The 26,216-nt window shown below is 48.0% G+C and carries 27 protein-coding genes, 2 tRNA genes and 6 pseudogenes; 24 read left to right on the top strand and 11 right to left on the bottom strand.

The window, feature by feature from the left end; translation table 11 throughout:
• Positions 1-9 precede the first annotated feature (9 nt).
• The 4 genes and pseudogenes from JCM16496_RS05110 (at position 10) to JCM16496_RS05095 (ending at position 3,501) form a co-directional block, all read left to right on the top strand.
• On the top strand, positions 10-450 hold the full coding sequence (locus tag JCM16496_RS05110) for a deoxycytidylate deaminase (protein WP_025832776.1): 441 nt from the start codon (positions 10-12) through the stop codon (positions 448-450).
• A gap of 82 nt (positions 451-532) precedes the next feature.
• A complete protein-coding gene (locus JCM16496_RS05105) occupies positions 533-2,272 on the top strand; it encodes a S41 family peptidase (protein WP_025832774.1) in 1,740 nt (579 codons plus the stop codon).
• Positions 2,190-2,720 carry a 5-formyltetrahydrofolate cyclo-ligase gene (locus JCM16496_RS05100; RefSeq protein ID WP_128809459.1) on the top strand — a complete coding sequence of 177 codons (531 nt, stop codon included), beginning with the start codon at positions 2,190-2,192 and terminating at the stop codon, positions 2,718-2,720. The genes JCM16496_RS05105 and JCM16496_RS05100 overlap by 83 nt, the downstream gene beginning before the upstream one ends.
• Positions 2,717-3,501, top strand: a pseudogene (locus JCM16496_RS05095) (histidinol-phosphatase). Before JCM16496_RS05100 ends, JCM16496_RS05095 begins: the two are co-directional and overlap by 4 nt.
• On the opposite strand, the gene JCM16496_RS05090 reads toward JCM16496_RS05095, so the two are convergent.
• The gene (locus JCM16496_RS05090) at positions 3,494-3,784 is read right to left on the bottom strand and encodes a DciA family protein (protein ID WP_025832769.1); all 291 of its coding nucleotides are present in this window, start codon (positions 3,782-3,784) and stop codon (positions 3,494-3,496) included. The pseudogene JCM16496_RS05095 and the gene JCM16496_RS05090 overlap by 8 nt on opposite strands.
• Positions 3,781-4,892 (bottom strand): annotated as a pseudogene (gene recF / locus JCM16496_RS05085) (DNA replication/repair protein RecF). Before recF ends, JCM16496_RS05090 begins: the two are co-directional and overlap by 4 nt.
• Positions 4,893-5,192: 300 nt before the next feature.
• Here recF and JCM16496_RS05080 point away from each other — a divergent pair.
• The 9 genes from JCM16496_RS05080 to JCM16496_RS05040 all read left to right on the top strand — a co-directional run bounded on the left by JCM16496_RS05080 (position 5,193) and on the right by JCM16496_RS05040 (position 9,606).
• Positions 5,193-5,462, top strand: coding sequence for a hypothetical protein (locus JCM16496_RS05080; protein WP_025832767.1), 270 nt, complete (start codon positions 5,193-5,195; stop codon positions 5,460-5,462).
• Between the two features lie 156 nt (positions 5,463-5,618).
• Positions 5,619-6,266 carry a tetratricopeptide repeat protein gene (locus tag JCM16496_RS05075; protein WP_025832765.1) on the top strand — a complete coding sequence of 216 codons (648 nt, stop codon included), beginning with the start codon at positions 5,619-5,621 and terminating at the stop codon, positions 6,264-6,266.
• A gap of 151 nt (positions 6,267-6,417) precedes the next feature.
• Positions 6,418-6,912, top strand: a complete 495-nt coding sequence (ribH, locus tag JCM16496_RS05070; RefSeq protein WP_025832763.1) for a 6,7-dimethyl-8-ribityllumazine synthase — start codon at positions 6,418-6,420, stop codon at positions 6,910-6,912.
• A gap of 73 nt (positions 6,913-6,985) precedes the next feature.
• Positions 6,986-7,068 (top strand) — tRNA-Tyr (locus JCM16496_RS05065).
• An 8-nt stretch (positions 7,069-7,076) separates the two neighbouring features.
• Positions 7,077-7,149: transfer RNA gene (locus JCM16496_RS05060), tRNA-Gly, on the top strand.
• A 335-nt stretch (positions 7,150-7,484) separates the two neighbouring features.
• Positions 7,485-7,802 (top strand): type II toxin-antitoxin system RelE/ParE family toxin, encoded by a 318-nt coding sequence (locus JCM16496_RS05055; RefSeq protein ID WP_025832761.1) that lies wholly within the window; start codon positions 7,485-7,487, stop codon positions 7,800-7,802.
• Positions 7,803-7,810: 8 nt separating this feature from the next.
• The gene (locus tag JCM16496_RS05050) at positions 7,811-8,143 is read left to right on the top strand and encodes a HigA family addiction module antitoxin (RefSeq protein WP_025832758.1); all 333 of its coding nucleotides are present in this window, start codon (positions 7,811-7,813) and stop codon (positions 8,141-8,143) included.
• 418 nt (positions 8,144-8,561) lie between these two features.
• On the top strand, positions 8,562-9,134 hold the full coding sequence (locus JCM16496_RS05045; protein WP_025832757.1) for a DUF4840 domain-containing protein: 573 nt from the start codon (positions 8,562-8,564) through the stop codon (positions 9,132-9,134).
• A 52-nt stretch (positions 9,135-9,186) separates the two neighbouring features.
• Positions 9,187-9,606: a hypothetical protein gene (locus JCM16496_RS05040; RefSeq protein WP_025832755.1), complete on the top strand. Its 420-nt coding sequence runs from the start codon at positions 9,187-9,189 to the stop codon at positions 9,604-9,606.
• A gap of 250 nt (positions 9,607-9,856) precedes the next feature.
• Here JCM16496_RS05040 and JCM16496_RS05035 read toward each other — a convergent pair whose 3' ends face one another.
• The gene (locus JCM16496_RS05035; RefSeq protein ID WP_025832752.1) at positions 9,857-10,153 is read right to left on the bottom strand and encodes a hypothetical protein; all 297 of its coding nucleotides are present in this window, start codon (positions 10,151-10,153) and stop codon (positions 9,857-9,859) included.
• 174 nt (positions 10,154-10,327) lie between these two features.
• On the opposite strand from JCM16496_RS05035, the gene JCM16496_RS05030 reads away from it, so the two are divergent.
• Together JCM16496_RS05030 and JCM16496_RS05025 are read left to right on the top strand one after the other, a co-directional pair.
• Positions 10,328-10,891 carry a Crp/Fnr family transcriptional regulator gene (locus JCM16496_RS05030; protein ID WP_025832751.1) on the top strand — a complete coding sequence of 188 codons (564 nt, stop codon included), beginning with the start codon at positions 10,328-10,330 and terminating at the stop codon, positions 10,889-10,891.
• Between the two features lie 100 nt (positions 10,892-10,991).
• Positions 10,992-12,146, top strand: coding sequence for an acyltransferase family protein (locus JCM16496_RS05025; RefSeq protein WP_025832748.1), 1,155 nt, complete (start codon positions 10,992-10,994; stop codon positions 12,144-12,146).
• Between the two features lie 90 nt (positions 12,147-12,236).
• Here the strand turns inward: JCM16496_RS05025 and JCM16496_RS05020 are convergent, their stop codons facing one another.
• The gene (locus JCM16496_RS05020) at positions 12,237-12,602 is read right to left on the bottom strand and encodes a hypothetical protein (protein ID WP_025832746.1); all 366 of its coding nucleotides are present in this window, start codon (positions 12,600-12,602) and stop codon (positions 12,237-12,239) included.
• Positions 12,603-12,734: 132 nt separating this feature from the next.
• Here JCM16496_RS05020 and JCM16496_RS05015 point away from each other — a divergent pair, with 132 nt between their 5' ends.
• The gene (locus tag JCM16496_RS05015; RefSeq protein WP_025832744.1) at positions 12,735-13,625 is read left to right on the top strand and encodes a YitT family protein; all 891 of its coding nucleotides are present in this window, start codon (positions 12,735-12,737) and stop codon (positions 13,623-13,625) included.
• Here JCM16496_RS05015 and JCM16496_RS05010 read toward each other — a convergent pair.
• From JCM16496_RS05010 to truA, 6 genes and pseudogenes are all read right to left on the bottom strand, one after another.
• On the bottom strand, positions 13,612-14,271 hold the full coding sequence (locus JCM16496_RS05010; protein ID WP_025832742.1) for a DUF3256 family protein: 660 nt from the start codon (positions 14,269-14,271) through the stop codon (positions 13,612-13,614). The genes JCM16496_RS05015 and JCM16496_RS05010 overlap by 14 nt on opposite strands.
• Positions 14,268-14,738: a free L-methionine (R)-S-oxide reductase MsrC gene (locus JCM16496_RS05005; protein WP_025832741.1), complete on the bottom strand. Its 471-nt coding sequence runs from the start codon at positions 14,736-14,738 to the stop codon at positions 14,268-14,270. The genes JCM16496_RS05010 and JCM16496_RS05005 overlap by 4 nt, the downstream gene beginning before the upstream one ends.
• A 52-nt stretch (positions 14,739-14,790) precedes the next feature.
• Positions 14,791-15,093 (bottom strand): helix-turn-helix domain-containing protein, encoded by a 303-nt coding sequence (locus JCM16496_RS05000; protein ID WP_025832740.1) that lies wholly within the window; start codon positions 15,091-15,093, stop codon positions 14,791-14,793.
• On the bottom strand, positions 15,080-15,406 hold the full coding sequence (locus tag JCM16496_RS04995; RefSeq protein WP_025832738.1) for a type II toxin-antitoxin system RelE/ParE family toxin: 327 nt from the start codon (positions 15,404-15,406) through the stop codon (positions 15,080-15,082). Before JCM16496_RS04995 ends, JCM16496_RS05000 begins: the two co-directional genes overlap by 14 nt.
• 117 nt (positions 15,407-15,523) lie before the next feature.
• A pseudogene (locus tag JCM16496_RS04990) lies at positions 15,524-16,422 on the bottom strand (EamA family transporter).
• A gap of 72 nt (positions 16,423-16,494) precedes the next feature.
• Positions 16,495-17,246, bottom strand: a pseudogene (gene truA, locus JCM16496_RS04985) (tRNA pseudouridine(38-40) synthase TruA).
• Positions 17,247-17,471: 225 nt separating this feature from the next.
• Here truA and JCM16496_RS04980 point away from each other — a divergent pair.
• A complete protein-coding gene (locus tag JCM16496_RS04980) occupies positions 17,472-18,155 on the top strand; it encodes a DUF5715 family protein (RefSeq protein ID WP_025832736.1) in 684 nt (227 codons plus the stop codon).
• Between the two features lie 29 nt (positions 18,156-18,184).
• On the opposite strand, the pseudogene JCM16496_RS04975 reads toward JCM16496_RS04980, so the two are convergent.
• Positions 18,185-19,706, bottom strand: a pseudogene (locus tag JCM16496_RS04975) (NAD(P)H-hydrate dehydratase).
• A gap of 367 nt (positions 19,707-20,073) precedes the next feature.
• Here JCM16496_RS04975 and JCM16496_RS04970 point away from each other — a divergent pair.
• The 7 genes and pseudogenes from JCM16496_RS04970 (at position 20,074) to JCM16496_RS04940 (ending at position 26,208) form a co-directional block, all read left to right on the top strand.
• Positions 20,074-21,612: a peptide MFS transporter gene (locus tag JCM16496_RS04970; protein WP_025832734.1), complete on the top strand. Its 1,539-nt coding sequence runs from the start codon at positions 20,074-20,076 to the stop codon at positions 21,610-21,612.
• Positions 21,613-21,653: 41 nt separating this feature from the next.
• Entirely contained in the window at positions 21,654-22,190 is a 537-nt protein-coding gene (gene hpt / locus JCM16496_RS04965) for a hypoxanthine phosphoribosyltransferase (protein ID WP_025832731.1), read from the top strand.
• Positions 22,191-22,232: 42 nt separating this feature from the next.
• Positions 22,233-22,805, top strand: coding sequence for an adenylate kinase (locus JCM16496_RS04960; protein WP_005823672.1), 573 nt, complete (start codon positions 22,233-22,235; stop codon positions 22,803-22,805).
• 14 nt (positions 22,806-22,819) lie between these two features.
• Positions 22,820-24,001, top strand: a complete 1,182-nt coding sequence (gene obgE / locus JCM16496_RS04955) for a GTPase ObgE (protein WP_025832728.1) — start codon at positions 22,820-22,822, stop codon at positions 23,999-24,001.
• Positions 23,998-24,825, top strand: a complete 828-nt coding sequence (pgeF, locus tag JCM16496_RS04950; protein ID WP_025832726.1) for a peptidoglycan editing factor PgeF — start codon at positions 23,998-24,000, stop codon at positions 24,823-24,825. The genes obgE and pgeF overlap by 4 nt, the downstream gene beginning before the upstream one ends.
• A complete protein-coding gene (locus JCM16496_RS04945; RefSeq protein WP_025832725.1) occupies positions 24,825-25,490 on the top strand; it encodes a B3/B4 domain-containing protein in 666 nt (221 codons plus the stop codon). The genes pgeF and JCM16496_RS04945 overlap by 1 nt, the downstream gene beginning before the upstream one ends.
• Positions 25,491-26,208, top strand: a pseudogene (locus tag JCM16496_RS04940) (M23 family metallopeptidase).
• Positions 26,209-26,216: the final 8 nt, after the last annotated feature.

Genomic DNA, 26,216 nt, shown 5'->3' with positions numbered 1-26,216 from the left:
ATAAATATGATGGACGATTCTACAAAAGACAAACAAGAAGCATTGGACAGGCGTTATATACGTATGGCAAGCATTTGGGCCGAAAATTCGTATTGCCAACGCCGCCAGGTCGGTGCACTGATTGTAAAAGACAAGATGATTATCTCCGACGGCTACAACGGTACCCCTTCCGGTTTTGAGAATGTGTGCGAAGATGAGAATAACGTCACCAAACCATACGTGCTCCATGCCGAAGCAAACGCCATTACCAAAATAGCCCGCTCGAACAACAGCAGTAACGGTGCCACCATGTACGTCACTGCCTCCCCCTGCATAGAATGCTCCAAACTGATTATTCAGGCAGGCATCAAACGGGTGGTCTACTCCGAGAAATACCGTCTGGAAGATGGTATCGAACTTTTGAAACGGGCAGGCATCGAGGTGGTGTTTGTTTCAATGGATAATGAATAATGGAAAGCTGAAAGTTGAAAATGGAAAGTTGCATGCGCAGCCAAATAGTAAATTGTAAATAGTCTAATAGTAAATAAACATCATGGGTACAAAAAATACTTCCCGCTTTATGCCGCTTATCATCGCAATCAGCGTAGTCGCGGGAATCCTTATCGGAACATTTTACGCCAGGCATTTTGCCGGTAATAAACTGGGAATCATCAATAGCTCGTCCAACAAGCTGAATGCCTTGCTGCGTGTTATTGACGACCAGTATGTGGATACCGTCAACATGACCGATTTGGTAGAGAAGGCCATGCCGCAGATATTGGCGGAACTCGACCCCCACTCCACCTATATCCCCGCACAGAAACTGGAGGAGGTTAATTCCGAACTTGAAGGCAGCTTCAGCGGTATAGGCATCCAGTTCACCATTCAGGAAGACACGATACACGTAAACAGCGTGATTCCCGGCGGACCGTCCGAAAAAGTGGGCCTGATGGCAGGCGACCGTATTGTGATGGTCAACGACAGCCTGTTCGTAGGCAAAGGCCTGACAAACGAAAAGGCCATGCGCAACCTGAAAGGTCCGAAAGGCAGCCAAGTGAAGTTAGGCGTCAAGCGTGCCACGGAAAAGGAACTGCTCGAATTCAACATCACACGCGGCGACATCCCGCAAAACACCATTGATGCAGCCTATATGCTCGATGATGACTATGGCTATATACAAATCAGCAAATTCGGACGCACCACACACGTGGAGCTGCTGAATGCGATTGCCCAACTGAGCCACGAGAAGTGCAAAGGCTTGATTATCGACCTGCGCGACAATACCGGAGGATACATGGAAGCCGCCACACGCATGGTGAACGAATTCCTGCCGGAAGGAAAGCTGATAGTATATACTCACGGCCGCAAATATCCCCGCATGGAGGAATATGCCAACGGTACCGGCAGTTGCCAGAAGCTGCCGCTGGTGGTATTGGTAAACGAGAGTTCCGCTTCGGCCAGCGAAATCTTTGCAGGCGCCATTCAGGACAATGACCGCGGAACCATCGTAGGACGCCGTTCCTTCGGCAAGGGACTCGTGCAGCAACCCATCGACTTCAGTGACGGTTCCGCCATCCGCCTGACCATTGCCCGCTATTACACCCCATCGGGCCGTTGCATCCAGCGCCCCTACGAGAACGGCAAGGACAGCAAATACGAAATGGACTGGATTACCCGTTACGAACACGGCGAGTTCTTCTCCAAAGACAGCATCAAACTGGACGAAAGCCTGCGTTACTCTACCGGTTTGGGCAGACCCGTATACGGCGGCGGTGGCATTATGCCGGACGTATTCGTTCCGCAAGACACAACCGGAGTATCTTCTTACCTGATAGAAGTAAGCAACAAGGGACTGATTCTGCAATTCAGCTTCCAGTATACCGACCGCAACCGTGCGAAATTGAGTGAATACGACAATGAAGAAGATTTGTTGAAGTACCTTCGTCACCAAGGTATCGTGGAGCAGTTTGTACGTTTTGCAGACTCCAAGGGAGTAAAGCGGCGCAACCTGCTTATCCACAAGTCTTACAAACTACTGGAAAGAAGTCTTTACGGCAACATTATCTATAACATACTGGGAAGGGAGCAATACATCCGCTACATCAACCAAAGCGATGCCACCGTCAAGAAGGCATTGGATATTCTGGAACGTGGCGAGGCATTCCCCAAAGCCCCGGAAGCGACACCAATCATAGAGGATACAAAAGATGATGGAAAGGAAAAAAGAACTGCGCAGGCAGGTAGCTTTGTTGAAGACCCGACACAGCTCTTCCACTACGCGTCAGTCTGCTGAAATACTTGCCGCCCTTGAGGCACACCCTGCTTTCAGGGCGGCAAAGACCGTACTGCTTTACCACTCTCTCAAAGACGAAGTGGACACACACGAATTTATCCGGAAGTGGAGCCGCGAAAAGCGGATACTGCTTCCGGTAGTTGTAGGTGACGACCTGGAACTGCGGCTGTACACCGGACCCGAAGACTTGAAACCCGGCGCATACGGCATCGAAGAACCGACCGGCGAACTATTTACCGACTATGAGGCCATAGACTTCATAGTAGTCCCCGGCGTGGCATTCGACCGTAACGGCAACCGGCTGGGGCGCGGTAAAGGTTATTATGACCGACTTCTGTCCCGCATCCCGTCGGCCTACAAAGCCGGCATCTGTTTCCCGTTTCAACTCGTAGAAGAAGTTCCGGCTGAACCGTTTGATATACGAATGGATAAAATCATAACACAATGAGAACCAACTATCATACACACACCACACGCTGCATGCATGCCACCGGAGATGACGAAGAGTATGTGCTCAGCGCCATCAAAGGCGGTTACCGGATACTCGGATTTTCGGACCATACTCCCTGGAAATACCGTACCGACTACGTAGCCGACATGCGGATGCTCCCCGAAGAGCTCCCCGGCTACGTGGAGAGCCTCAAGACGCTCCGTGAGAAATACCACGACCGGATAGACATCAGGATAGGACTTGAATGTGAATACTTCCCCCAATATATCCATTGGCTGAAAGAACAAATCAAGAAGTACCAACTGGACTATATCATCTTCGGAAACCACCACTACCACACTGATGAAAAGTTCCCCTACTTCGGCCATCATACGGACAGCCGCGACATGCTCGACCTTTACGAAGAGAGCGCCATCGAAGGTATGGAAAGCGGACTGTTCTCTTGCCTTGCCCATCCGGACCTGTTCATGCGCTCCTATCCGAAGTTCGACCACCATTGTACTACCATCAGCCGGCACATCTGCCGTGCCGCCGCACGCCTGCATGTCCCGCTGGAATACAATATAGGCTATGTAGCTACAATGAAGCGCACGGCTTGTCCACCTACCCATGCCCGGAGTTCTGGCGAATCGCTGCCAATGAAGGCTGTAAAGCTATCATCGGACTGGACGCGCACGACAACAGAGACTTGGAGGCTACGGTGTATTACGACCGGGCAGTCCAGGAATTGAAGGAACTGAAGATTGAAAGAACAGATGAACTGAAGATGCTCATCTGAATATGATATTCGTTATGACCTGCGCCCCCACATGGCGGTTCAGGTTGCGCACCAGCAACTCACGCCCCATCATCAGCTCCTGGCGCAGGGCCGCGGAAGTGAGGTGCACATAAAGCACCTGGTTCTTTATATAAAGTTCACGGGTATAGGAGGCAATGGCAGGCCCCAGCACTTCGGGCCACGCACTGATAAGCCGCCGCTCGTTCAGCGGAGACTCCAGACTTTCCTGCCTGAGGTAATGACGGATAAGTTCACCTATCTGTTCGGCATTATTGCGCTTCATGCCTCTTCCTCCTTCATTTCGGCAACCGTTCCCTGCTCCACACGGAACATCTTATAATCACTGCCCACTTTATGCAGAATACGGTCCAGGTGTTCGCGGTTGGTATCGGTTATGAAAATCTGCCCAAAGCTGTCGCCTGCCACCAACTTGATGATTTGTTCCACACGCGAGGCATCCAGCTTGTCAAAGATATCGTCCAGCAACAACAAGGGAACAGTGGTCCCGGTACGTTTCAGGAAATCAAACTGTGCCAGCTTCAACGCCACCAGATAAGTCTTGTTCTGCCCCTGCGACCCTTCACGCTTGATGGGGAAATCTCCCAAAAGCATATTCAGCTCGTCCTTGTGCACACCGCGCAAGGAGTAGCCCATAATCCGGTCGCGCACGCGGCTCTCCTTCAGCACTTCCAGCAAAGAGGCATCGCGGGCATGGGAGTCATAGCTCAGCCCCACCTTCTCCCTATCTTGCGAAATGAATGAATAGAAAGACTGGAAAATAGGAATAAACTCACGGATAAAGGCCTCACGTTTGCGGAACACCACTTCGCCGGCTTGCGCCATCATCTCCTCCCAAACCAGAAAGAGCTCTTCCTCCACCGGCTGTTCACTCTTCAGCAAGGTGTTCCGCTGCACCAAAGCCTTATTGTATCGTATCAAAGCTTCCAGATACTCTTTGTCATACTGCGAAATGACCACATCCATAAAACGCCGGCGCTCATCACTGCCTCCTGCTATCAACTCCGAGTCGGCAGGCGAGACCATGACCAAAGGCAGGAAGCCGATATGGTCCGACAAACGCGTATACTCCTTCTTGTTTCGCTTGAACTGTTTCTTCTGCCGCCTCTTCATACCACAGTAGATTTCCTCCGGAGTCCCGTCGCAGCCTCATAAAACCCTTGGATGACAAAGAAGTCGGCCTCATGGCGGATATTCTGGGAATCAATGGGATTGCCGGCACTCTTACAGAAAGATAGGAAATACACCGCATCCAGCAGGTTCGTTTTCCCCATGCCGTTCTGCCCGAAAAGGCAGTTCAACTTGGGCGAGAATGAAAGCTCCACCTGCTCCAAGTTCTTATAATTGAGTATAGATATACGTTTCAGTATCATAATCGTCACGTGAGTTCGTGGGGCAAAGATAAGCAAAATCCCGATTGAAAGGATGAAGTGCCCGCGTTTATAGTAGAACAGAAATGATTTGCGAAAAAATACGGGGTAACTTACTTCTCCTCCTCCGGGAGGAGGAGTACCCGTAGGGGGAGGTGGTAGCGATACACACTGTGCTGTTTTTCATTGCTTTATGCTTCCTACCACCCCGCCCGTTGGGCACCCCTCCTCCCCGGAGGAGGGGAATTAAGATACTCGCTTTATTCGCTTTTCTTTTCGCAAACCAATTTTGTTCGACTATAAATGCAGCATCCTGTCATTCAGCAGATTATTACTGCAAGACTCCGCATCTGCTTTGCAGTGGCACTGCAAAGGTGTTGCAGTAGCGCTGCAAAGGCGTTGCAGTGGCGCTGCAAAGGGATTGCAGTAGCATTGCAGAGGGATTGCAGTAGCATTGCAGAGGTGTCGCAATACCATAGCAAAGGCGTTGCAACGGAATTGAAATACGGATGCAGTGAAGTTGCAGCCCGGCCAGGAGATACCTGCCAACAAGAACCTGCTGCAAAGAAATGAAAGAAGCTGAACGAAAAAACAAAAAAAGATGCCGCTAAATTTCGTTGATAGCTATAAAAAACTTACTTTTGCGGGTCGAATTAGATAAATAAGAATAATAACAAAAAGATTATATAAAAATGGCAGAACAAAAAAAAGACGAATGAAGCCTTAAACGTGGAGGACGCACTGACACAATCGGAGGCCTTTTTCATTAAGAACAAAAAAACAATCATCGGTGCTGTAGCAGCAGTAATCATCATCGTTGCCGGTGTAGTGATGTACAAGAACCTTTATGCAGATCCCCGTGAAGAAAAAGCACAAGCTGCCCTGTTCAAAGGACAAGAATACTTCGAAGCAGACGCTTATGCACAAGCACTGAACGGCGACAGCATCGGTTTTGCCGGATTTGCAAAAGTTGCAGACGAATACAGCGGCACCAAAGCAGCCAATCTTGCAAAAGCCTATATGGGTCTCTGCTATGCACACCTCGGGAAATATGACGAAGCAGTGAAAGCATTGGACAGCTTTGACGGAGACGACCAAATGGTGGCTCCTGCCATGAAAGGCGCCATGGGCAACTGCTATGCGCAGCTCGGCCAACTGGACAAAGCCGCTTCCATGCTGCTGAAAGCCGCCAACGAAGCCGACAACAACTCCCTCAGCCCCATCTACCTGCTGCAAGCCGGAGAAATCCTGGTAAAGCAAGGCAAGTATGACGATGCAATCCAGGCGTATACCACTATCAAGGATAAATACTTCCGTTCATACCAGGCAATGGATATCGACAAGTATATCGAACAAGCCAAACTGTTGAAGAAGTAATATACCTTATTATAAAGACATCTCAGGCACGGATTACACGGAAAACACGGAAAGACACAATAACCGTGAATCCGTGTAGTCCGTGCCTCTTTTTCTCCCTCCCCCTAATTTTCAATTATTAATTTTTAATTCAATTCTTAATTCCTTATTTATGGCAACAGCTTATCACAATCTTTCAGACTACGATTTCAGTTCTGTACCCAGCGCGGAAAAAATGAAATTCGGCATCGTTGTATCCGAGTGGAATTATAATATTACCGGTGCTCTCCTGAAAGGTGCCGTAGACACTTTAAAGAAACATGGAGCCAAAGATGAAAATATTCTGGTAAAAACAGTACCCGGCAGTTTTGAACTGACTTTCGGCGCCAACCAACTTATCGAATACAGCGAAGTCGATGCAGTTATTGCAATTGGTTGTGTAGTCAGAGGAGATACTCCACATTTTGACTATGTTTGCATGGGTGCCACCCAAGGAATCGCCCAATTAAACGCAAGTGGCGATGTACCAGTAATTTACGGATTAATTACTACCAATACCATGGAGCAAGCAGAGGACCGCGCCGGTGGCAAACTGGGCAATAAAGGAGACGAATGTGCAATTACTGCAATAAAAATGATAGATTTTGCTTGGAGTTTACAAAAATAGTCGTATCTTTGCACCGCAATTGAGAAACAAACCTACTCAATGAGAGAATTGAGATAGAATCTTAAGTGCAAAAGGGCAAATACCAGAGTGGCCAAATGGGGCAGACTGTAAATCTGCTGGCTTACGCCTTCGGTGGTTCGAATCCATCTTTGCCCACTAAAATTGCGGAAGTAGCTCAGTTGATAGAGCATTAGCCTTCCAAGCTGAGGGTCGCGGGTTTGAGCCCCGTCTTCCGCTCTTAAGAAAATCAGATAGTTATCGCAAGATTTCTATCTGATTTTTGTTTTTAGAGAATGCTGATTCTGCACGAAACAATATACCACCTACTCAATAATGATATAGGCATAGGCGACCATTAAATATCAGAATGGCGGTCAGCAATGCCTGGATTACTTTTATATAAATGTTTGTTTTGTCCCGGTATCTGAATTGTTCGACACCCCGAAAGAGGATATAATAATCTGCCCCCACTGTGGAAAGGAAATAAAGTTGCATCCCGAATGCAAACAAAGCGTTCGACTATTTGCGAATACAAGGGAAAAAAGTAACTTTGCACAAAGAAACGGAAAGGTATGATTATTGAATTTGACAAGGACTATTTGCACGAGCTTTACACGGAGGGCAAGACGAGCGACAAGAAACACCGTTACCAACCCGAAGTGATTAGAGGCTACCAAAAGGCGGTTTTCGTGCTTTCGTCCGCAAATGCCGTTACGGACTTATTTCAGAACAATGCACTTAATTACGAGGTTCTGAAAGGGGACAAAAAGGACATTTCATCGGTACGCATAAACAAGCAATACCGCCTTGAATTTACCGTTAGGAATGTTATGAACGAACAAATAGTTACCGTATGCCGTTTGCTGGATATTAGTAACCATTACAAATAAATTAGGATATGGAAACAAAAAAGACTTATGCACCTCACGAGCTACAGCCGTCCACGCCCATACATCCGGGCGAAATATTGAAAGACGAGTTAGAGGCACGCAATATGTCGCAAAGAAAATTTGCGGCGGTTATCGGCGTTTCTTATTCCGTACTTAATGAAGTGATAAACGGGAAACGCCCCATTACTACCGAATACGCATTGAAGATAGAGGCGGCAACTGGCATTGCTGCCTACATTTGGGCAAATATGCAAACCGCCTACAATATGCAGACCGCCCGGCGTGACAGCAAATTATCCGTGATATTGGATAACATACGCAAGGCGGTTGCGGTGCTTTGACTTAAGACACTGAAAGCCTCGCACACGGAGAATGCCCACAGAGTTTCAAAAGGTTGTTGTGTGGGCTAAAATTGCATCCCTACGGCGTTATCTCTCCGTACTTGGAGGTGTGGAATAGGGGTAAATTAAAGTAGGTTGTTTTGTTCCGTTTTGGTTAGTTCGGGTTAGTTTAGGTTAGTTATCGATGAGGCTTCAAACAAATACTAAAACTTCATCAAACGCAAAAAGAGAGGAACACAGCCGATAAGGTGCATCCACAGATAATCATCTTTGATTATCTGTAGGTTAAGTTCATTCTGTGTTAATCTGTGGTGAATTTTGATACACCCTCTTTTTTATGCAGAAAAATAACCACAGGCTTGCAAATACGTAATGAAACACATACATTTACCCCACAAAAACCACTAATTTATCTGATATGACAACAAAAGGACTATGCAGAATAGTAGCACTATTCTTTTGTGTGGCAGGATTCATCGGATGCAACAACGATGATGACAAATTCTCATCCGCCGAAATCCAACAAGCACTTTTCGATATGAAAGGCACGTACAATGGCACGGTGGAGGTTTCATATTATCAAGGCAAGAACTTAGCCACCTTTCCCGATGAAGTAGTCAAGTCAAAAGATTCTTTAATATTCCAAATGTCCTTATTGCCTGTCGCGGAAATGATTACAGATGAAAATCTTTCACGGCACTTAAGGGAAATCAATCAGGTTGAAGTAAAGGCTGGGTATGAATTTTATCAGATGGACCAAGGTCACATACACTTTGTTTTACATCCTAAGGAAGCAATCATTTGGGGAGGGTACGGTGCCCCACAGTCTGTCCGAATAGAGTTTTCTCAGATTTATGGAGGCGACGTAGACGTTTATGAACAATCCCAATCCATGCTGTTCAATATTTCACCAACTGCATTGTGGATAGGCAACGAGAAGTCTCCTGAATTTTCGCAACTTGTCTATAATTTTATGGGGGAATCCAGATAGAACCGGAGTTTGCACCGTCAGAATCCAGTATCTATCAGCTCAGACTAACGATATGAAAAACTTATTTTCAATTTTTCGCAAGAAGAAAACGAATAAAGACATCATTGAACAATGGTTGCTGACTATTGAAAATGAAAACAATCTTCCCGAAAACATTATAGCTCTGAACTTCGGGCTATATGAACCTTATAGTACAATGGATTTAATCGGTTCCAAGAGCTATGATGCCCAGAACGATGATTGGGCTTGCAATGAAGACTGGATACCAGTTCATCGTATCTGCCCCATGTTGGATATTCCGGAAAATAAAGCGTGGAATGAAGTGCTTGCCGAAATAAAACGGTGTATTGAGGAATTGGTGCAAGACCACCCGACATTAAAACTTTGGAAAATAACCCATATAACCATCGGATTTGCAGACAGCGACTTGACCGTGATTGACAATATGCCTAAAAGCTTTTTTAAGAGGTAACTTATGGCATATCGACAATCTTGCAGCTATATGGCTACTAATCCTTCAGTCGCAACATGGTAATGAAGTGATTTAAACTTTAGAAAAGGACATCTATTCAGTCAGGTGTCCTTTTTATCATAACCTATATTTACGCCATGAATTAAAACCTTATTTTACGTTTTTACTGTCTGTTTGGGGCTTTTGAAGCGAACAGTTTAACCGAGTAAACCAGGAAGTCAACCGAATGGCGCAAAGCACGAATTCATGGTTATTTAAACAAGATATTTCTGAGAATATCATCTAACCACGGTTCTTTCATCTTTTCCACAAAAACATCATTCTTTAGTTGAAAAGCCTTTTTGTAAACACTCTGCATTTTCAAATTATAGCGCACCGTATCATAGCGGACTATTGACTGGTAAAATCCGGTATCAACAGCGACAATTTCATTTTCTATTCTCAATGTATCCTCAGCTGTATCGGAGACTCTTCCAGTCCCCATCTGTGCGAATGAAATGCAGCTGCCTCCGATTAGAGCCAATAATGTTACCAATATTTTATTCATACGCTACTGTTTTCTACAAAGATACGGAATTCAAAGAACAAACATCTCTTTTACAAGAAAAATTCCATTATACCCATAAACGCTTATAAGGCAACGCACACATTTGTATATCAAAGTTCAGTTTTAGTTAATAAAATTATGTAAGTTTGTAAACGAATAAAAAGTTCTCCTCCAATGAACAACATCATTCATAAAATCAGGCAGATTTATCCGGTTTCCGAAGAAGCACTTCAGGCATTGCTGATGAATATGCAGGTAAGACACTACCCTAAAGGAACTTATATAGTACAAGCGGGAGTAACAGACCGTTTGGTTTATTTCATTGAGGAAGGGGTCACCCGTTCCGTATTTCATCACGACGGACAAGACACCACCACTTGGTTCAGCCAGGAAGGTGACGTAACCTTCGGAATGGATTCACTGTACTATCAGCAGCCGTCAGTAGAAAGCATTGAAACTCTTTCGGACTGCAAAATCTACGTCATCCACATAGACGAGTTAAATGCTCTCTACGAAACATATATTGATATAGCCAACTGGGGGAGAATACTGCATCAGAACGTAAACAAGGAGCTCAGTCATATGTTTGTGGAAAGACTCCAACTGCCTCCCAAAGAGCGGTATGAACAATTCAACCGCCGTTACCCCGGACTGATAAATCGGGTGAAGCTAAAATATGTGGCAGCCTTCCTGGGTATTTCCATCTATACTCTCAGCCGGGTACGCGCAAAAAAATAGAAGATTGCCGTTCTTTTTTGCTTTTAAGCAAAAGAACTTCGCTTCGCATGGCGTATCTTTGACATCCGAAAACATTAACCAAACAACAGAAAAAAAACAGATGTCGCACATTTCATCTTCTGCCTTTTCAGACACCAAAGCACATTATGACCTTCTCGACGGGCTCCGTGGCGTAGCAGCCTTGATGGTTATATGGTATCATATATTCGAAGGCTATGCTTTTGCCGGTGGTGGCATTATCGAAACCTTCAACCACGGCTATTTAGCTGTAGATTTCTTCTTTATACTATCGGGATTCGTTATCGGGTATGCTTATGACGACCGTTGGGGCAGGAGCCTCACAATGAAAAACTTCTTTAAACGGCGCTTGATACGTCTCCATCCGATGGTCATTATGGGAGCCGTCCTGGGTGCCATTACCTTCTGTCTTCAAGGATGCGTACAATGGGACGGAACACATATTGCCCTCTCCATGATTATGCTGTCCCTTCTTTGCACTATATTCTTTATTCCCGCAATGCCAGGTGCAGGTTATGAAGTCCGTGGTAATGGCGAAATGTTTCCTTTGAATGGTCCATGCTGGTCCTTGTTCTTTGAATATATAGGCAACATCCTTTATGCCTTGTTTATCCGCCGCTTATCAAACAAAGCCCTCGCCGTACTGACAATATTGCTGGGAGTGGCATTGGCATCATTCGCCATTTTCGACATCTCCGGATACGGAAATATGGGAGTAGGCTGGACACTGGACGGAATAAACTTTGGCGGTGGATTGCTGAGGATGCTTTTTCCTTTCTCCATGGGCATGCTTTTGTCGCGCAACTTCAAGCCTATCAAGGTGAAAGGTGCTTTCTGGATATGTACCATTGCATTGGTTGCCTTGTTTTCAGTGCCCTACCTGGAAGGTGCAGCACCGGTCTGTACAAATGGCATTTATGAAGCGTTCTGTGTAATCATCGCTTTTCCGGTTCTCGTCTGGTTAGGAGCTTCCGGTACCACAACAGATAAGAAATCGACCCGGATATGCAAATTCCTGGGAGATATATCCTATCCAATCTATGTGATACATTATCCATTCATGTACTTGTTCTATGCATGGCTCATCAAAAACCAGCTCTTCACGTTGGAGCAGACTTGGCAGGTTGCCTTGTGTGTTTACGCATGGAACATATTATTGGCTTATCTATGCCTGAAATTCTATGATGAACCGGTACGGAAATATCTGGCCAAACGCTTCTTGAGCAAGAAACGGTAAAGGGGCCACCACTGATTACACAGATTTGCACAGATTAATTTATCTCAAGGATTTTTATCTGTGCAAATCTGTGTAGTCAGTGGTGCATTATCATTCCAGATAAAGTGGCTCCACCACCTCCGTCACATTCTCATGGAACCACTCATCCAATTTAGCTTCAACCTTGTCCTTTATCTGTGGAGTGATATATTTCCTCACTTTCTTATAAGCATAAACCGCAGCAAACCCCTTCCCTACCATAAAGACTTGTCCCAAAAGGTCTTCTATACTGGTAGGGAATACAATTGCCACCAAAGCAATCATGATATTTGTCTTTTCACTCTCCGGAGTAGAATCTGCAGTCATCACATAATAAGCCGTCAGTACAGGACGACCGGCTGCCCGACCACCTTTCTTTATATACTCTTCTACTTTAAGACGAATCTCGTCCATGGAAAAATTCATTTTCATATTCATAATCTCCTCTTTTTATTTATTAGACGCAGAAAGATGAAGTTTGGTTGCAAAAATCTGCATTTTTTTTTCAACATTATATCCCAAATAAGCAGTATCTTTGTCCCCGCATTTTCACAACCACATAAAATTATAATGAAAACAATAGTAAATGTTCCCTCCCGACAGAACACCATGCGCGAACTGCGGGATTATCTGATGATTGCCCTGGGTATGGTCTTATATGGTATCGGCTGGACAGTCTTCCTGCTTCCCAACGATATTACTACCGGTGGCGTACCGGGCATTGCATCCATCGTATATTTTGCCACTGGATTTCCCGTCCAATATACGTACTTCGCCATCAACTTCATGCTTCTACTGCTTGCACTGCGCATATTGGGATGGAAGTTCAGCGTAAAGACAATCTTTGCCGTATTCACCCTGACCTTTTTCCTTTCCATTATCCAGAAACTGACCGAGGGTGTTGTCCTCCTGCACGACCAGCCCTTCATGGCTTGTGTCATCGGTGCCTCCTTCTGCGGTAGCGGCATCGGCATCGCCTTTTCCAACAACGGCAGTACTGGCGGCACGGACATCATTGCCGCCGTAATCAACAAATACCGTGACATCACGCTGGGCAGAGTCATGTTGATATGTGACCTTATCATCATCTCGTCCAGTTACTTTGTTCTGAAAGATTGGGAAAAGGTGGTGTATGGCTACGTTACTCTATACATATGCAGCTTCGTGCTCGACCAAGTGGTGAACAGTGCCCGCCAGTCCGTACAATTCTTTATTATCAGCGATAAATATGAGGAGATAGCCAAGCACATCCAGGTATATCCCCACAGAGGTGCAACGGTCATCAACGCCTCGGGCTTCTATACGGGAAAAGAGATAAAAATGCTGTTCGTGCTGGCCAAGAAGCGGGAGTCCACCATCATTTTCCGGCTCATAAAAGACATAGACCCCAATGCCTTTGTATCACAAAGTGCAGTCATCGGAGTCTATGGAGAGGGATTCGACAAAATCAAAGTGAAGTAGAGGATTTCTCGAACTTCCCTTGAATCCAAGTATAAACAATAGGACGGCGGACAAACGGTTTTAGTTTTTCCGCCGCTTCTTTACCCATATAATCGGTCGTGGTAAAAGTGAATGCCAACGTGGTGTCCTTCGCAGACAGGTCCGCTTTCATCAGCAGCATGTCGGCCTGACGACGGGCATCCTGATACTCATAGACATCCACCGTATCCGCAGCCTCAGCGATAAAATCGTCCAGGACGGGCAATGCCGGCAGGTAGGACGAAGCAACCAGCTCCTTCCAGTCTGTCGTATAGAACTTGACATGGCTGTCGCAAGCCGGAGCACAAACCGTAGCAACCACACAAATCACCTTCGTACTGTCGTTAGTAGGCAAGAGCTTCATCTGCCATGAACTCTGGGGCGTCATCTTCACATGTATATAGTCTGGAGAAAGTTCCGTCATTTCCGATTTACCACCAAAGCTGTTGGTCACCTCAGCTTTCATCTTACTTTCCAGAAAGTCTATAAAATCCGCACGGTTCACGGCGCTAAGCAACGGACATATAGAATCCGGCATATTCTTAAAACACGCCTTGGCTTCCTGGGCCTGCAAATACCCCCATCCGATGAAAGCCAAAATCAAAAAAGCACTCAATTTTCTTATCATAACATTTTAATCATTTCTTCAAGGAAACGGGCATCTGTTTCATCAAAACTACCCAAATCGTCACTGTCAATATCCAATACTCCCCACACTTCACCATCCTCACGCTTCAGCGGAACCACGATCTCCGAACGCGACAGCGAGCTGCAGGCTATATGTCCGGGAAATGCATCCACATCGGGCACAACCAACGTCTCGGCTCTATCCCATGCCGTGCCGCAAACACCGCGGCCTTTCCTGATGCGCGTACAAGCTATCGGTCCCTGGAAAGGTCCTAACACCAATTCTTCACCTTTCACCAAGTAGAAGCCTACCCAGAAGAAATGGAAAGTCTCTTTCAGCGCCGCCGAAGCATTCGCCAGATTGGCTATCAAGTCATCTTCACCTGCCAGCAGATTTTTCAGTTGAGGAAGCAAAGCGCGATATTTCTCTGTCTTGCTACCAGCATTTATATATAGGTCTTCTGCCATATATCACTTGTTTATCTAAATATAAAAGAAATCAGCAACATTGCCTCACTCATCACACAGCACGGGTCAGATTCACCGTCAGCCCCAAAGCATTTACAATTCTATAAAACGTAGCTACGCTCGGGACAGTAATACCTTTCTCAATTCTTGAAATATACGATTTATTCACGCCAATACGACTGGCCAGTTCGGCCTGAGTCACCTTTGCTTCTTTCCTTGCATCAAGAAGTATCTGACTTGCATAAAAAGCATAAGCATCATCTTCCGCTTTCGTACGCTCGGGTGTTCCTTCTTTTCCGAATTTAGCATCCAATACCATATCGTAATCTACAATCTGATGATTATTTGTCTCCATAATATGCCTCCTTTATTTTTAATGCCTTTTCTATTTCAGCCGATGGTGTCTTTTGGGTTTTCTTTTGAAACCCATTGAATAAAACAACTATTGCTCCATCGTCAAAGATAAAGAATACCCGGTAAATATTGCTATTGTATTCAGTCCTCAACTCGTACAGCCCATCTCTGATTAATTTTACAAACTTTTTAGGTAACCTATCCTGGGTTTTCAGAAGGAGTAAACCGTATTGCACTTTTTCCTGCTCCTTCTCTGTTAAGGTAGCCATAAATGCTTCAAAATATCCACCGTACGTTCTTATCTTACGTCTCATGTTACAAAGATACGATATGTTGCACAATTATACAACTAATTCATTGCATTATTACACACTCCAATTATTCTCTCTGCTTTCTCAGCCGAATAGAACTGCAAATAATCAATGTACATCTCAGCGACTTCCTAAGTACAAGAAGAACATTCCAATCAACACCAAAATGAGGTCGACAGCCTTGCTTTTTAAATTCTTTTCACGGAAGAAAAGCGCACCGAAAAGGAAGGAAACTACAACGCTGCCACGACGCACCATCGAAACGATGGAAATCATGGAGTCCTCATAGCTCAGGGCATAAAAATAGACAAAGTCTGCCGCACAAAGGAAAATGGAGATACAGATAATGGTCCAGTCCCAACGAAACGGGGTACTTTCTTTTCGCTTGGGGTACCACAACAGCAGGATAATGGGACACATGATAAAGACTTGGTAGACATTATACCACGACTGCACTAACATCGGGTTGAGCTGCTTCATCAGATATTTGTCATACAGCCCACTGACAGCTCCGGCAACGGCAGCCAGCACGATGAAAAGAATCCATTTGTTATGCTTGAAGTCGATTCCCTCTTTCTTGCCCGAACGACTCAGCATGAAGAAGGACACTATGGCAAGCAGCACGCCAATCCATTGATAAAGGTTCAAGCGTTCGCCAAACACAAGCATGGCACCTACAAGCACCATTACGGGGCGCGTCGCATTAATCGGTCCCACGATGGTCAGCGGCAGATGCTTCATCCCGAAATAACCGAATATCCAGGAAGAGAGCACGATAAACGACTTGACAACAATAAACTTATGCACCTCCACCCCACCACGGGAACATCAAACATCGTACCTCCCAACACCGACGGCGCAAAGGCAGATACCAGAATGAAAGGAAGAAATATCAGGCTCGAGAACAGCGTGTTCAGGAAAAGTACCGGCAGTACGGCATTATCACGAAGCGACTTCTTCTTGAAGACATCGTAAAATCCCAGTAAAGCAGCAGAGAGGAAAGCAAGCAATAACCACATAGAGTTAATTAAAAATTAAGAATTAAAAATTAAAGGGAGGGGGGGGTACGTTTTTGTAGTGCATCCCTCTGTTTATTCTAAAAAAGTAGTTTCCGGATAGGCTACATCCACCAGAAACAATGCATTTCCGGGAACGGAAGTTCCTGCCTGGCAACGGTCCTTCTGTTCGATGACGCGTCGGAAACCTTCAACAGAAAGTTTTCCGCGACCCACTTCGAGCAGAGTGCCGACAATGGCACGTACCATGTTGCGCAGGAACCGGTCGGCCTGGATGGTGAAAACCCAGGTCACATCGTCTACCCGAGTCCAGGCGGCATGCATAATCTTGCAATTATTGGTTTTAACATCGGTATGGAGTTTGCTGAAGCTGGTAAAGTCCGTATAGTCAAACAAGGTTTGGGCAGCCTCATTCATCCGTTCAAAGTCCGGTGTTTGGAACAGACGGCAGCGATATTGGCGGTTGAAAGGAGACTTGGCGGTAGTGACATAATACTTATACATCCGCGCCGTAGCATCAAAACGGGCATGTGCATCGGACTTCACGGCGCGCAGACGGTATACAGAAATATCGGGAGGAAGCAGACGATTCAGCTTATCCGTCATAAAAACAGTGTCCAGAGGAGAATCACTGTCAAAGTGAGCTACCATCAGTGAGGCATGCACCCCGGCATCGGTACGCCCCGCTCCCACGACTTCCACCTCGCGACGCAGCAAGGTACTCAGCGCCTTCATCAAACACTCCTGCACACTCGCTCCATTCGGCTGGATTTGCCAGCATGATAAGCGGTGCCATCATAAGCCAGGTATATAAAATATCGTTGCACGGTCTTTTTTGTGTGCAAATATAGTGCAAACCGAATACAGAACTTTCATGCTTGCATGAAAAAGTTATGTTGAGGTGCAGCCTATATTCGCTTTTTCAGCAAAGATAGTGCTAATTTAAAAACGTTTGAATTATCTTTGCAAGGTTTTCACCACAGATTACACAGATTAACGCAGATTTTTCACAGACATAGTATATTTATAAACAGACATAGTACATTTATAAGATGAGATATTCTTCCAGAATCCTACCTATACTGATAATTGTCGCAGCCGCCGCTACATTCACCTTTGCCGGCTGCAAGAAGAAGGACATGTCGCTCAAGTTGAACGAACCGCGCAACATTCGGGGCGTTGTCAGCTACAAACGCTCGTTCGGAGACTTGAATGAGAAACATCTCAATGTAGCCCAAGCCATTGGCATACGTGTGCTTTCCTCCCGCGAGGAAGCAGAAAAAATGAAGGAGCAACTGCAACCTATCACGACGAACGAGCTCTATGCCGTAGATTCACTGACGCATTCCATCCCCTATCTCATTCCGGGCGCTGCCAGCCTACTGGACACCATCGGACACAACTTCCTTGATTCACTGACCGCCAAAGGACTGAATCCAAACAAGATAATTGTGACTTCCGTACTTCGCACCCAGGACGATGTAAAACGCCTGCGCCGCCGCAACGGCAATGCTTCTCCAAACTCGGCACATTTTTACGGAACGACATTCGATGTCAGTTGGAAACGCTTTCAGAAAATAGAAGACGAGGATGGACGTCCTTTGCAGGATGTCAGCGCAGACACTTTGAAACTGGTTCTTTCGGAAGTGCTGCGCGACCTGCGGAAAGCTGACAAATGCTACATCAAGTACGAGTTGAAGCAAGGATGCTTCCACATTACGACCAGAAAAAAGTGAGTGATAAGTGACGAGCTACAAGTGACGAGTTACTTGTCACTCGTCACGTCCAGCATCTTCCACGCCAGCGGCAGGCAGGTAGCTATATCCCCCGCCGTCATCCCCACTGCCCCCTGCTTCTTGCAGGCGATGTCTCCCGCCAGTCCGTGCACATACGTGGCCAAGCAGGCAGCCTTCTCCGGCTCATAGCCTTGGGCAAGCAAGGCAAGCACCACTCCCGTCAGCACATCACCGCTGCCTCCCGTCGCCATACCCGGATTGCCGGTAGGGTTGAAAAAGCATTTCCCGGCAGGAGTGACAATAGCAGAATAAGCGCCTTTCAAGATAATGTGCACTCCGGCGCTCTTCGCCAGCTCGCGAGCCTTCATCAGGCGCTCGTACGAATTCTGGCATTTACCCACAAGACGCTCCAGCTCCTTGGGATGCGGAGTCAAAATACTCCCTTTGGGCAGACGCCTATATAGTTGCGCTTTTCGCCCAGCAAACTCAAGGCATCGGCATCCACCACCATCGGAGTCTGGCATGTCTCTATCTGCTCCAGCAGAGCCGTCCCGGTCTCAGCCGCCTTTCCCAGTCCCGGGCCTATCGCCACGGCCTGGTAATCGTCCGTATCGGTAGCGGTGGCAAAGCAGGTGTCGCTGATGTCCAGCTCCGTCATGGCCTCGGGCACGGAGGTCTGCACAATGAAGTTGTTGCAGAACGGCACATGCACCGTCAGCAGTCCCACCCCCGAACGCAGACAAGCGCGTGCAGCCAGCACCGAAGCTCCCGCCATCCCCTGCGAACCGGCTATCAGCAGTGCACGGCCGAAGTTCCCCTTATGGGCAAACCGGCTGCGCGGCTTCAGCAGGGCAGACACATCTTCATGCTCCAACAGGCGGAAGTCCGTTCCATGTTATGGATGGCATCCTCACTGAGCCCGATGTCCAGCAACTGCCATTCGCCCACATACGGCTCGTTCTCGGCAAAGAGAAATGCCAGTTTCGGCAGTTGCAGGCTCAGTGTCAGATGGGCACGGACGATATTCGTATGTACGTTGTAGGTGTTGTCCTCACCCATCAGTCCCGACGGGATGTCGATGGACACCACCGTGGCGGGCGAGGCGTTGATGTACTTCACTACGGCTGCAAAACCGCCGCTCAGAGCCTTGTTCAGACCGCTGCCGAAGAGGCCGTCTATCACCACATGGTCCGCCGTCAGCACGGGAGGCACAAACTGGGTGGTCACTTCGTGGAAGTCCACGCCCGGCACGTCGGCCAGCCGCTCCTTGTTCGTCTCGCAGTCCGGCGAAAGCGTCCCTTTCGTATTGAAGAGATACACCTCGAGCCGGTAGCCCTTCCCGGCCAGCAGTCGCGCCAGGGCAAGCGCATCGCCACCGTTGTTCCCCGGTCCGGCAAAAACGGTGAGCGGCGTGTCCGGCTCCCAACGCTCGGCAATGGCACGGGCCAATGCGCGTGAGGCACGTTCCATCAGGTCGATGGAAGCAATCGGTTCATTCTCTATGGTATCTGCATCCAGTTGCTTGATGCTTGCAGTAGGAAATATCTTCATAATAGGATTATCTTAAAATCGTAGAGCAAAGATAGGGCTTTGATTTCAACTGTACAAAGAGAAGACGTTTTTTATCAAATTGCTTTGTCCCTGGGGAAAAAATATCTGCCCCGTAAGGAAAAGTCGTCTTCAATGCAAAGGATTCTTAGAACAAAGCCTTTATTCTTAGAAACAAAAGCTCTATTTCTATAAATAAAAGCTTTATTTACAGAAACACAAGTTCTGTTTTAAGTTTGCGTAGGCTTACGGATAAGTTTGTACAGGCTTGTCGGCAAGTTTCTAATTATACCCATTAACTTACGCAAAATAATGACTAATTTTGTACCCTCAACATATAATAAAAGCCAAAACAATAAAAGTATATCCAATGAGTACATCCCGACACCCGAAAGGTCTTTACCTTATCTTCGCCACCAGCACGGCAGAGCGTTTCAGCTACTACGGCATGCGTGCCATCTTCATTCTGTTCCTCACCCAGGCGCTTCTTTTCGACAAGGAGCACGCCGCCTCCATCTACGGCAGCTACACCGGACTGGTGTACCTGACACCCCTCATCGGCGGCTACATCGCCGACAAATACTGGGGCATCCGCCGTTCCGTCTTCTGGGGGGCCATGATGATGGCAGTCGGCCAGTTCCTGATGTTTGCCAGCGCCTCGATGCTGGAGGCGCGTGAGCTTTCGCATTGGCTGATGTACGGCGGACTGACTTTCCTGATATTGGGCAACGGCTGCTTCAAGCCCACCGTCTCCTCCCTGGTGGGGCAGCTCTACGAGCCGGGCGACAAACGACTGGATTCCGCCTACACCATCTTCTATATGGGTGTCAACGTGGGTTCCTTCCTCGCCCCGCTGGTCTGCGGCTACTTTGGCGAGACGGGCAACCCTCACGACTTCCGATGGGGCTTCCTCATTGCCGCCATCGTCACCGTGCTGACGGTCGTCCTCTTCGAAACCCAGAAAAACAAGTACCTCATCGGCCCCGACGGCAAGCCCCTCGGCATCATCCCCGACGCCCGCAAAGAGCAGCCCCAGGCAGACAACACCGCCCGGAAGAGTGCCCACGCCAACGGACAGACCACGCGCAACTACCTGCTGCTCGCCCTGCTCGCCATCGCGCTTGCCGGTTTCTTCTACTGGTGCTTCGGGGGCGACTGGATAAGCATCGGCATCTTCACCGCCTGCATCGTGTTTCCTGTCAGCATCCTGCTGGAAGGCTCGCTCACCAAGACGGAGCGCGACCGCATCTTCGTCATCTACATCATCGCCTTCTTCGTCATTTTCTTCTGGGCGGCCTACGAGCAGGCAGGCGCCTCGCTCACGCTTTTCGCCTCCGAGCAGACCGACCGCGTCATCCTGGGGTGGGAAATGCCCGCCTCCTGGATTCAGTCCTTCAACCCCTTCTTTGTGGTGATACTTGCCGCCATCATGCCGGGCGTATGGGGCGCCCTGGGCAAACGGGGCATGGAGCCCGCCTCGCCCACCAAGCAAGCCATCGGTCTGCTACTGCTTTCACTGGGCTATCTCGTCATCTGCTTTGGGGTGAAAGATGTTCAGCCGGGCATCAAGGTGAGTCTCATCTGGCTGACGGGGCTCTACTTCATCCATACCATGGGCGAAATCTGCCTCTCGCCCATCGGGCTCTCCATGGTGAACAAGCTCACGCCCATCCGCTTCGCCTCGCTGATGATGGGGATATGGTACCTCTCCACCGCCACTGCCAATAAGTTTGCAGGTACGCTAAGCGGGCTCTACCCCGAAGCCGGAAAGGTAAAGACGCTACTGGGCTATCGCATCGAGACGATGTATGATTTCTTCATGGTGTTCGTCGTCATGTCTGCCACGGCATCGCTTATCCTCTTCCTGCTCTCAAAGAAATTACAGAAGATGATGCATGGAGTGGAATAAAAATCGTATTTTTGCGGCAACTTTCTAAAAACATCCCATCTATGGATACCATACAAATAAAAGACAAGATGTTCACAGTCTCCATCAAGGAGCAGGACATACTGAAAGAAGTAACCCGTGTAGCGAACGAAATCAACCGCGACCTGGCAGGAAAGAATCCTCTATTCCTCAGCGTACTGAACGGTTCGTTCATGTTTACCGCCGATTTGCTGAAACGAATCACGATTCCCTGCGAAATTTCGTTTGTCAAATTGGCATCTTATCAAGGAGTATCCTCTACCGGGGTAATTAAGGAAGTAATAGGCATCAATGAAGACCTCACAGACCGTACTGTAGTCATTGTAGAGGACATAGTAGATACGGGACTCACCATGCAACGCTTACTGGACACCCTCGGCACTCGCGGTCCCAGGGAGATTCATATTGCCTCCCTACTGGTGAAACCTGATAAGCTGAAAGTTTATTTAAACATAGAATATGTGGCCATGAATATTCCGAACGACTTCATCGTGGGCTACGGGTTGGATTATGACGGCTTCGGGCGCAACTATCCCGACATTTATACTGTAGTAGACTGATACAGACATAATATAGTAAATCATTAAATAATAACTAAGCAAATGTTGAACATTGTAATTTTTGGTGCTCCCGGTTCAGGTAAGGGAACACAAAGTGAAAAGATTGTAGAAAAGTATGGCATCAACCATATCTCTACCGGAGACGTGCTCCGTGCTGAAATGAAAAACGGTACAGAACTGGGCAAGACTGCTAAAGGTTATATCGACCAGGGCCAGTTGATTCCCGATGAGTTGATGATTGATATTCTGGCAAGCGTATTCGACAGCTTCAAGGATAGCAAAGGCGTGATTTTCGACGGCTTCCCCAGAACAATCGCCCAGGCTGAAGCATTAAAGAAGATGCTCGCCGAACGCGGACAGGAAGTCAGCGTGATGCTCGACCTCGACGTGCCCGAAGAAGAACTGATGAAGCGCCTCATCAAGCGCGGACAAGAATCAGGACGTGCAGACGACAATGAAGAGACAATCAAGAAGCGTCTGGTGGTTTACCACTCACAGACAGCTCCGCTGATTGACTGGTACAAGCAGGACGGCAAATACCAACACATCCAGGGCTTCGGCGTATTGGAAGAAATCTTTGCCGATGTTTGCAAGGCTATTGACGCAGTGAAATAACAATAAAACAGAATATGGCTGAATCGAATTTTGTTGACTACGTAAAAATATATTGCCGCTCCGGAAAGGGCGGACGAGGTTCTACGCATATGCGGCGTGAGAAATACATACCCAACGGAGGCCCCGACGGAGGTGACGGAGGACGAGGAGGCCATGTCATCCTGCGGGGTAACCGTAACTACTGGACGCTACTCCATCTGAAGTACGACCGCCACATCCTGGCAGGACACGGAGAATCCGGCTCCAAGAACCGGAGCTTCGGAAAAGACGGAGCGGACAAGGTGATTGAAGTGCCCTGCGGCACGGTGGTGTACAACGCCGAAACGGGTGAATACATCTGCGACGTCACCGAGCACGAACAAGAAGTCATCCTGCTGAAAGGCGGACGCGGAGGTCTGGGCAACTGGCACTTCAAAACCGCCACACGCCAGGCTCCCCGCTTTGCACAACCGGGCGAACCGATGCAGGAGTTGACGGTAATCATGGAACTGAAGCTGCTGGCAGACGTCGGTCTGGTAGGTTTCCCCAATGCAGGAAAATCCACTTTACTGGCATCCGTTTCTGCGGCGAAACCCAAAATCGCCAATTATCCGTTTACAACGCTGGAACCCAATCTGGGCATCGTGTCCTATCGCGACAGCAAATCGTTTGTGATGGCGGACATTCCCGGCATCATCGAAGGAGCCAGTGCGGGCAAAGGATTGGGATTGCGCTTCCTGCGACACATCGAGCGCAACTCCCTGTTGCTGTTCATGGTGCCTGCCGACAGCGACGACATCCGCAAGGAGTACGACATACTCTTGAACGAGCTCCGTACCTTCAACCCCGAAATGCTGGACAAGCAACGCGTGCTTGCCATCACCAAATGCGACATGCTGGACCAAGAGCTGATGGACGAGATAGAGCCGACACTGCCCGAAGGCATTCCTCATATCTTTATCTCTGCCGTGGCAGGCATGGGCATCTCCACGCTGAAAGACATCCTTTGGGAAGAGCTGAACAAGGAAAGCAATAAGATAGAAGGTAAAGTGAACAGCATTGCCCACCGCGCCAAAGACCTCAGCCACCTGCAGGAAGAATTGAAAGAAGAGGGTGAGGACGAGGACCTCAGCTATGAATACGTCAACGACGACGAGGACATAGAGGACCTTGAGGACTTTGAATACGAAGAAGATTGGGAGGAAGATAAAAAATGATTCCTCTTACAGAAGATAGGAAAATGTTGGGATATGAGCTGCTTGCCTCATATCCCGGCATTTCTTGTTTTGTAACCACCCGCCACGGTGGATGCAGCCAAGGCAACTATGCCTCCCTCAACTGCACACCCTACACGGGAGACGAAGCCGAAGCTGTGCGCCGTAACCAGGAAATAGTATGTTCTTCCCTGCCCCAACGTCCCCAAGAACTGGTCATCCCGTTTCAGACCCACGGGACAAAGGCACTTGTCATTGACGGAACTTATCTGCAAGCAACAGCAGAAGAACGCCACTCCATGTTGCAGGGCATTGATGCACTGATAACCCGTGAACCGGGCTGCTGCATCTGCATCTCTACGGCAGACTGCATTCCCATCCTGCTCTACGACCGGAAGAATGCCGTGATAGCCGCCGTTCATGCCGGATGGCGCGGCACAGTGAATTACATCCTCGGCCACACACTCGACAAGATGCGTGCCCACTATGGCACAGAGGGCAAAGAAGTGATAGCCTGCATCGGCCCCGGCATCTCCCTTTCCGCCTTCGAGGTAGGCGACGAAGTCTATGAAGCATTCCGCAAGAACGGTTTCCAGATGGATTACATCTCCGAATGGAAACCCGCCACCCACAAATACCATATCGACCTATGGGCTGCCAACCGACTGCAACTGCTGGACTTCGGAGTACCTTCCGCACAAGTGGAGACAGCCAATATATGTACTTTTACCCAATATGAAGAGTTTTTCTCGGCACGCCGGATGGGTATCAAATCCGGAAGGATATTGTCGGGAATCATGTTAACCCATTCAAACGGATTGCATTAATGTATCATATCACACTTTCTAAAGAAATCAAGCAGAATTGCCCCGAATTCCGCGGTGCAGCCGTATTTGCCGAAGTGACAAATACCCCATATTGCGAAGGGTTGTGGCAGGAAATAGCAACTTTCACCCAAGAGCTAAGAGCCCGTGAAACCACGGACAGCATCAAGTACCAACCCGTCATTGCCGCCACCCGCGAAGCCTACAAACGTTGCGGCAAAGACCCCAGCCGCTACCGTCCCTCGGCCGAAGCACTGAGACGACGACTGCTGCGCGGATTGGAACTCTATCAGATAGATACGTTGGTAGACCTTATCAACCTTGTCTCCCTACGTACGGGCCACTCTATCGGCGGATTTGATGCCGACGAGATACAAGGAAGCGACCTTGAGCTGGGCATAGGACGTGCCGAGGAATTGTTCGAGGGTATAGGCCGCGGCATGCTGAACATAGAAGGGCTGCCCGTCTACCGCGACCGTATAGGCGGTATCGGTACCCCGACCAGCGACCACGAACGCACCAAGATGAAACTTGAAACCCGCCATATCCTTGCCATTGTCAACGGCTACAACGGGCAGGAAGGTCTGAAAGAAGCAGCCGAAATGATATTGGAACTGTTGGAGAAATATGCTTCCTCTACCAGTGGGACTATACAATATTTTGAATAAATGAGAATCCGTATTCTTGTCCCTCTCCTGCTCATAGCCCTTGGTGCCACGGCACAAGGGAAGAAAACGGTCTTTTCCACCATGGAAACCAACCATATCCGCGTTGCCACTCCGGGACTGTTTTCGCAAAGAGAACTGATAGAGCTACCTTTGGAGGACATTCCGGACACGGAATACTCCTTTCCCCTGCCTGGAGGAAAAGTCATCTCCTTACGGACGGGGGCGGGGACGCCACAGTGGCATAGACATCAAGACCTACGCCAAAGACACCATACGGAGTGCCTTCAACGGCGTAGTACGGATGTCCAAGCCTTATAGCGCCTACGGCAATGTCGTCGTCGTACGCCATGACTTCGGACTGGAAACGATATACAGCCACAACTTCAAAAACCTTGTACATTGTGGCGACACAGTCAAAGCCGGACAGCCCATCGCACTGACCGGACGCACCGGACGCGCCTCTACTGAGCATCTGCACTTCGAGACACGCGTCAACGGGCAGCACTTCGACCCCAATATTATCTTCAACATGAAGGAACAGACGCTGAACCGACAACGTATCGGATGCTCAAAAAAAGGAAACGGCATCGTCGTGCAACAATTACCGACAATCTACCCGAAGCCACTGCAAAAAAAATACCCAATGGAACTGTTTAAGTATCCAAACGTTTCACTACATTTGCAGAACGTTTCACTAAAAGAACGAATTGAACTTTAAAACATATC

The sequence above is a fragment of the Bacteroides rodentium JCM 16496 genome (assembly GCF_000614125.1).
Lineage (GTDB): Bacteria > Bacteroidota > Bacteroidia > Bacteroidales > Bacteroidaceae > Bacteroides > Bacteroides rodentium.
Note: the sequence above shows the minus strand (reverse complement) of the source record. Positions and strands in the feature narration are given on the sequence as shown.

What these genes read in the sequence shown, in the direction of transcription:
- JCM16496_RS05110 (WP_025832776.1), top strand. Translation starts at nt 10, where the DNA reads ATGGACGATTCTACAAAAGACAAACAAGAAGCATTGGACAGGCGTTAT.
- JCM16496_RS05105 (WP_025832774.1), top strand. Translation starts at nt 533, where the DNA reads ATGGGTACAAAAAATACTTCCCGCTTTATGCCGCTTATCATCGCAATC.
- JCM16496_RS05100 (WP_128809459.1), top strand. Translation starts at nt 2,190, where the DNA reads ATGGAAAGGAAAAAAGAACTGCGCAGGCAGGTAGCTTTGTTGAAGACC.
- JCM16496_RS05090 (WP_025832769.1), bottom strand. Translation starts at nt 3,784, where the DNA reads ATGAAGCGCAATAATGCCGAACAGATAGGTGAACTTATCCGTCATTAC.
- JCM16496_RS05080 (WP_025832767.1), top strand. Translation starts at nt 5,193, where the DNA reads ATGCAGCATCCTGTCATTCAGCAGATTATTACTGCAAGACTCCGCATC.
- ribH (WP_025832763.1), top strand. Translation starts at nt 6,418, where the DNA reads ATGGCAACAGCTTATCACAATCTTTCAGACTACGATTTCAGTTCTGTA.
- JCM16496_RS05055 (WP_025832761.1), top strand. Translation starts at nt 7,485, where the DNA reads ATGATTATTGAATTTGACAAGGACTATTTGCACGAGCTTTACACGGAG.
- JCM16496_RS05050 (WP_025832758.1), top strand. Translation starts at nt 7,811, where the DNA reads ATGGAAACAAAAAAGACTTATGCACCTCACGAGCTACAGCCGTCCACG.
- JCM16496_RS05045 (WP_025832757.1), top strand. Translation starts at nt 8,562, where the DNA reads ATGACAACAAAAGGACTATGCAGAATAGTAGCACTATTCTTTTGTGTG.
- JCM16496_RS05040 (WP_025832755.1), top strand. Translation starts at nt 9,187, where the DNA reads ATGAAAAACTTATTTTCAATTTTTCGCAAGAAGAAAACGAATAAAGAC.
- JCM16496_RS05035 (WP_025832752.1), bottom strand. Translation starts at nt 10,153, where the DNA reads ATGAATAAAATATTGGTAACATTATTGGCTCTAATCGGAGGCAGCTGC.
- JCM16496_RS05030 (WP_025832751.1), top strand. Translation starts at nt 10,328, where the DNA reads ATGAACAACATCATTCATAAAATCAGGCAGATTTATCCGGTTTCCGAA.
- JCM16496_RS05025 (WP_025832748.1), top strand. Translation starts at nt 10,992, where the DNA reads ATGTCGCACATTTCATCTTCTGCCTTTTCAGACACCAAAGCACATTAT.
- JCM16496_RS05020 (WP_025832746.1), bottom strand. Translation starts at nt 12,602, where the DNA reads ATGAATATGAAAATGAATTTTTCCATGGACGAGATTCGTCTTAAAGTA.
- JCM16496_RS05015 (WP_025832744.1), top strand. Translation starts at nt 12,735, where the DNA reads ATGAAAACAATAGTAAATGTTCCCTCCCGACAGAACACCATGCGCGAA.
- JCM16496_RS05010 (WP_025832742.1), bottom strand. Translation starts at nt 14,271, where the DNA reads ATGATAAGAAAATTGAGTGCTTTTTTGATTTTGGCTTTCATCGGATGG.
- JCM16496_RS05005 (WP_025832741.1), bottom strand. Translation starts at nt 14,738, where the DNA reads ATGGCAGAAGACCTATATATAAATGCTGGTAGCAAGACAGAGAAATAT.
- JCM16496_RS05000 (WP_025832740.1), bottom strand. Translation starts at nt 15,093, where the DNA reads ATGGAGACAAATAATCATCAGATTGTAGATTACGATATGGTATTGGAT.
- JCM16496_RS04995 (WP_025832738.1), bottom strand. Translation starts at nt 15,406, where the DNA reads ATGAGACGTAAGATAAGAACGTACGGTGGATATTTTGAAGCATTTATG.
- JCM16496_RS04980 (WP_025832736.1), top strand. Translation starts at nt 17,472, where the DNA reads ATGAGATATTCTTCCAGAATCCTACCTATACTGATAATTGTCGCAGCC.
- JCM16496_RS04970 (WP_025832734.1), top strand. Translation starts at nt 20,074, where the DNA reads ATGAGTACATCCCGACACCCGAAAGGTCTTTACCTTATCTTCGCCACC.
- hpt (WP_025832731.1), top strand. Translation starts at nt 21,654, where the DNA reads ATGGATACCATACAAATAAAAGACAAGATGTTCACAGTCTCCATCAAG.
- JCM16496_RS04960 (WP_005823672.1), top strand. Translation starts at nt 22,233, where the DNA reads ATGTTGAACATTGTAATTTTTGGTGCTCCCGGTTCAGGTAAGGGAACA.
- obgE (WP_025832728.1), top strand. Translation starts at nt 22,820, where the DNA reads ATGGCTGAATCGAATTTTGTTGACTACGTAAAAATATATTGCCGCTCC.
- pgeF (WP_025832726.1), top strand. Translation starts at nt 23,998, where the DNA reads ATGATTCCTCTTACAGAAGATAGGAAAATGTTGGGATATGAGCTGCTT.
- JCM16496_RS04945 (WP_025832725.1), top strand. Translation starts at nt 24,825, where the DNA reads ATGTATCATATCACACTTTCTAAAGAAATCAAGCAGAATTGCCCCGAA.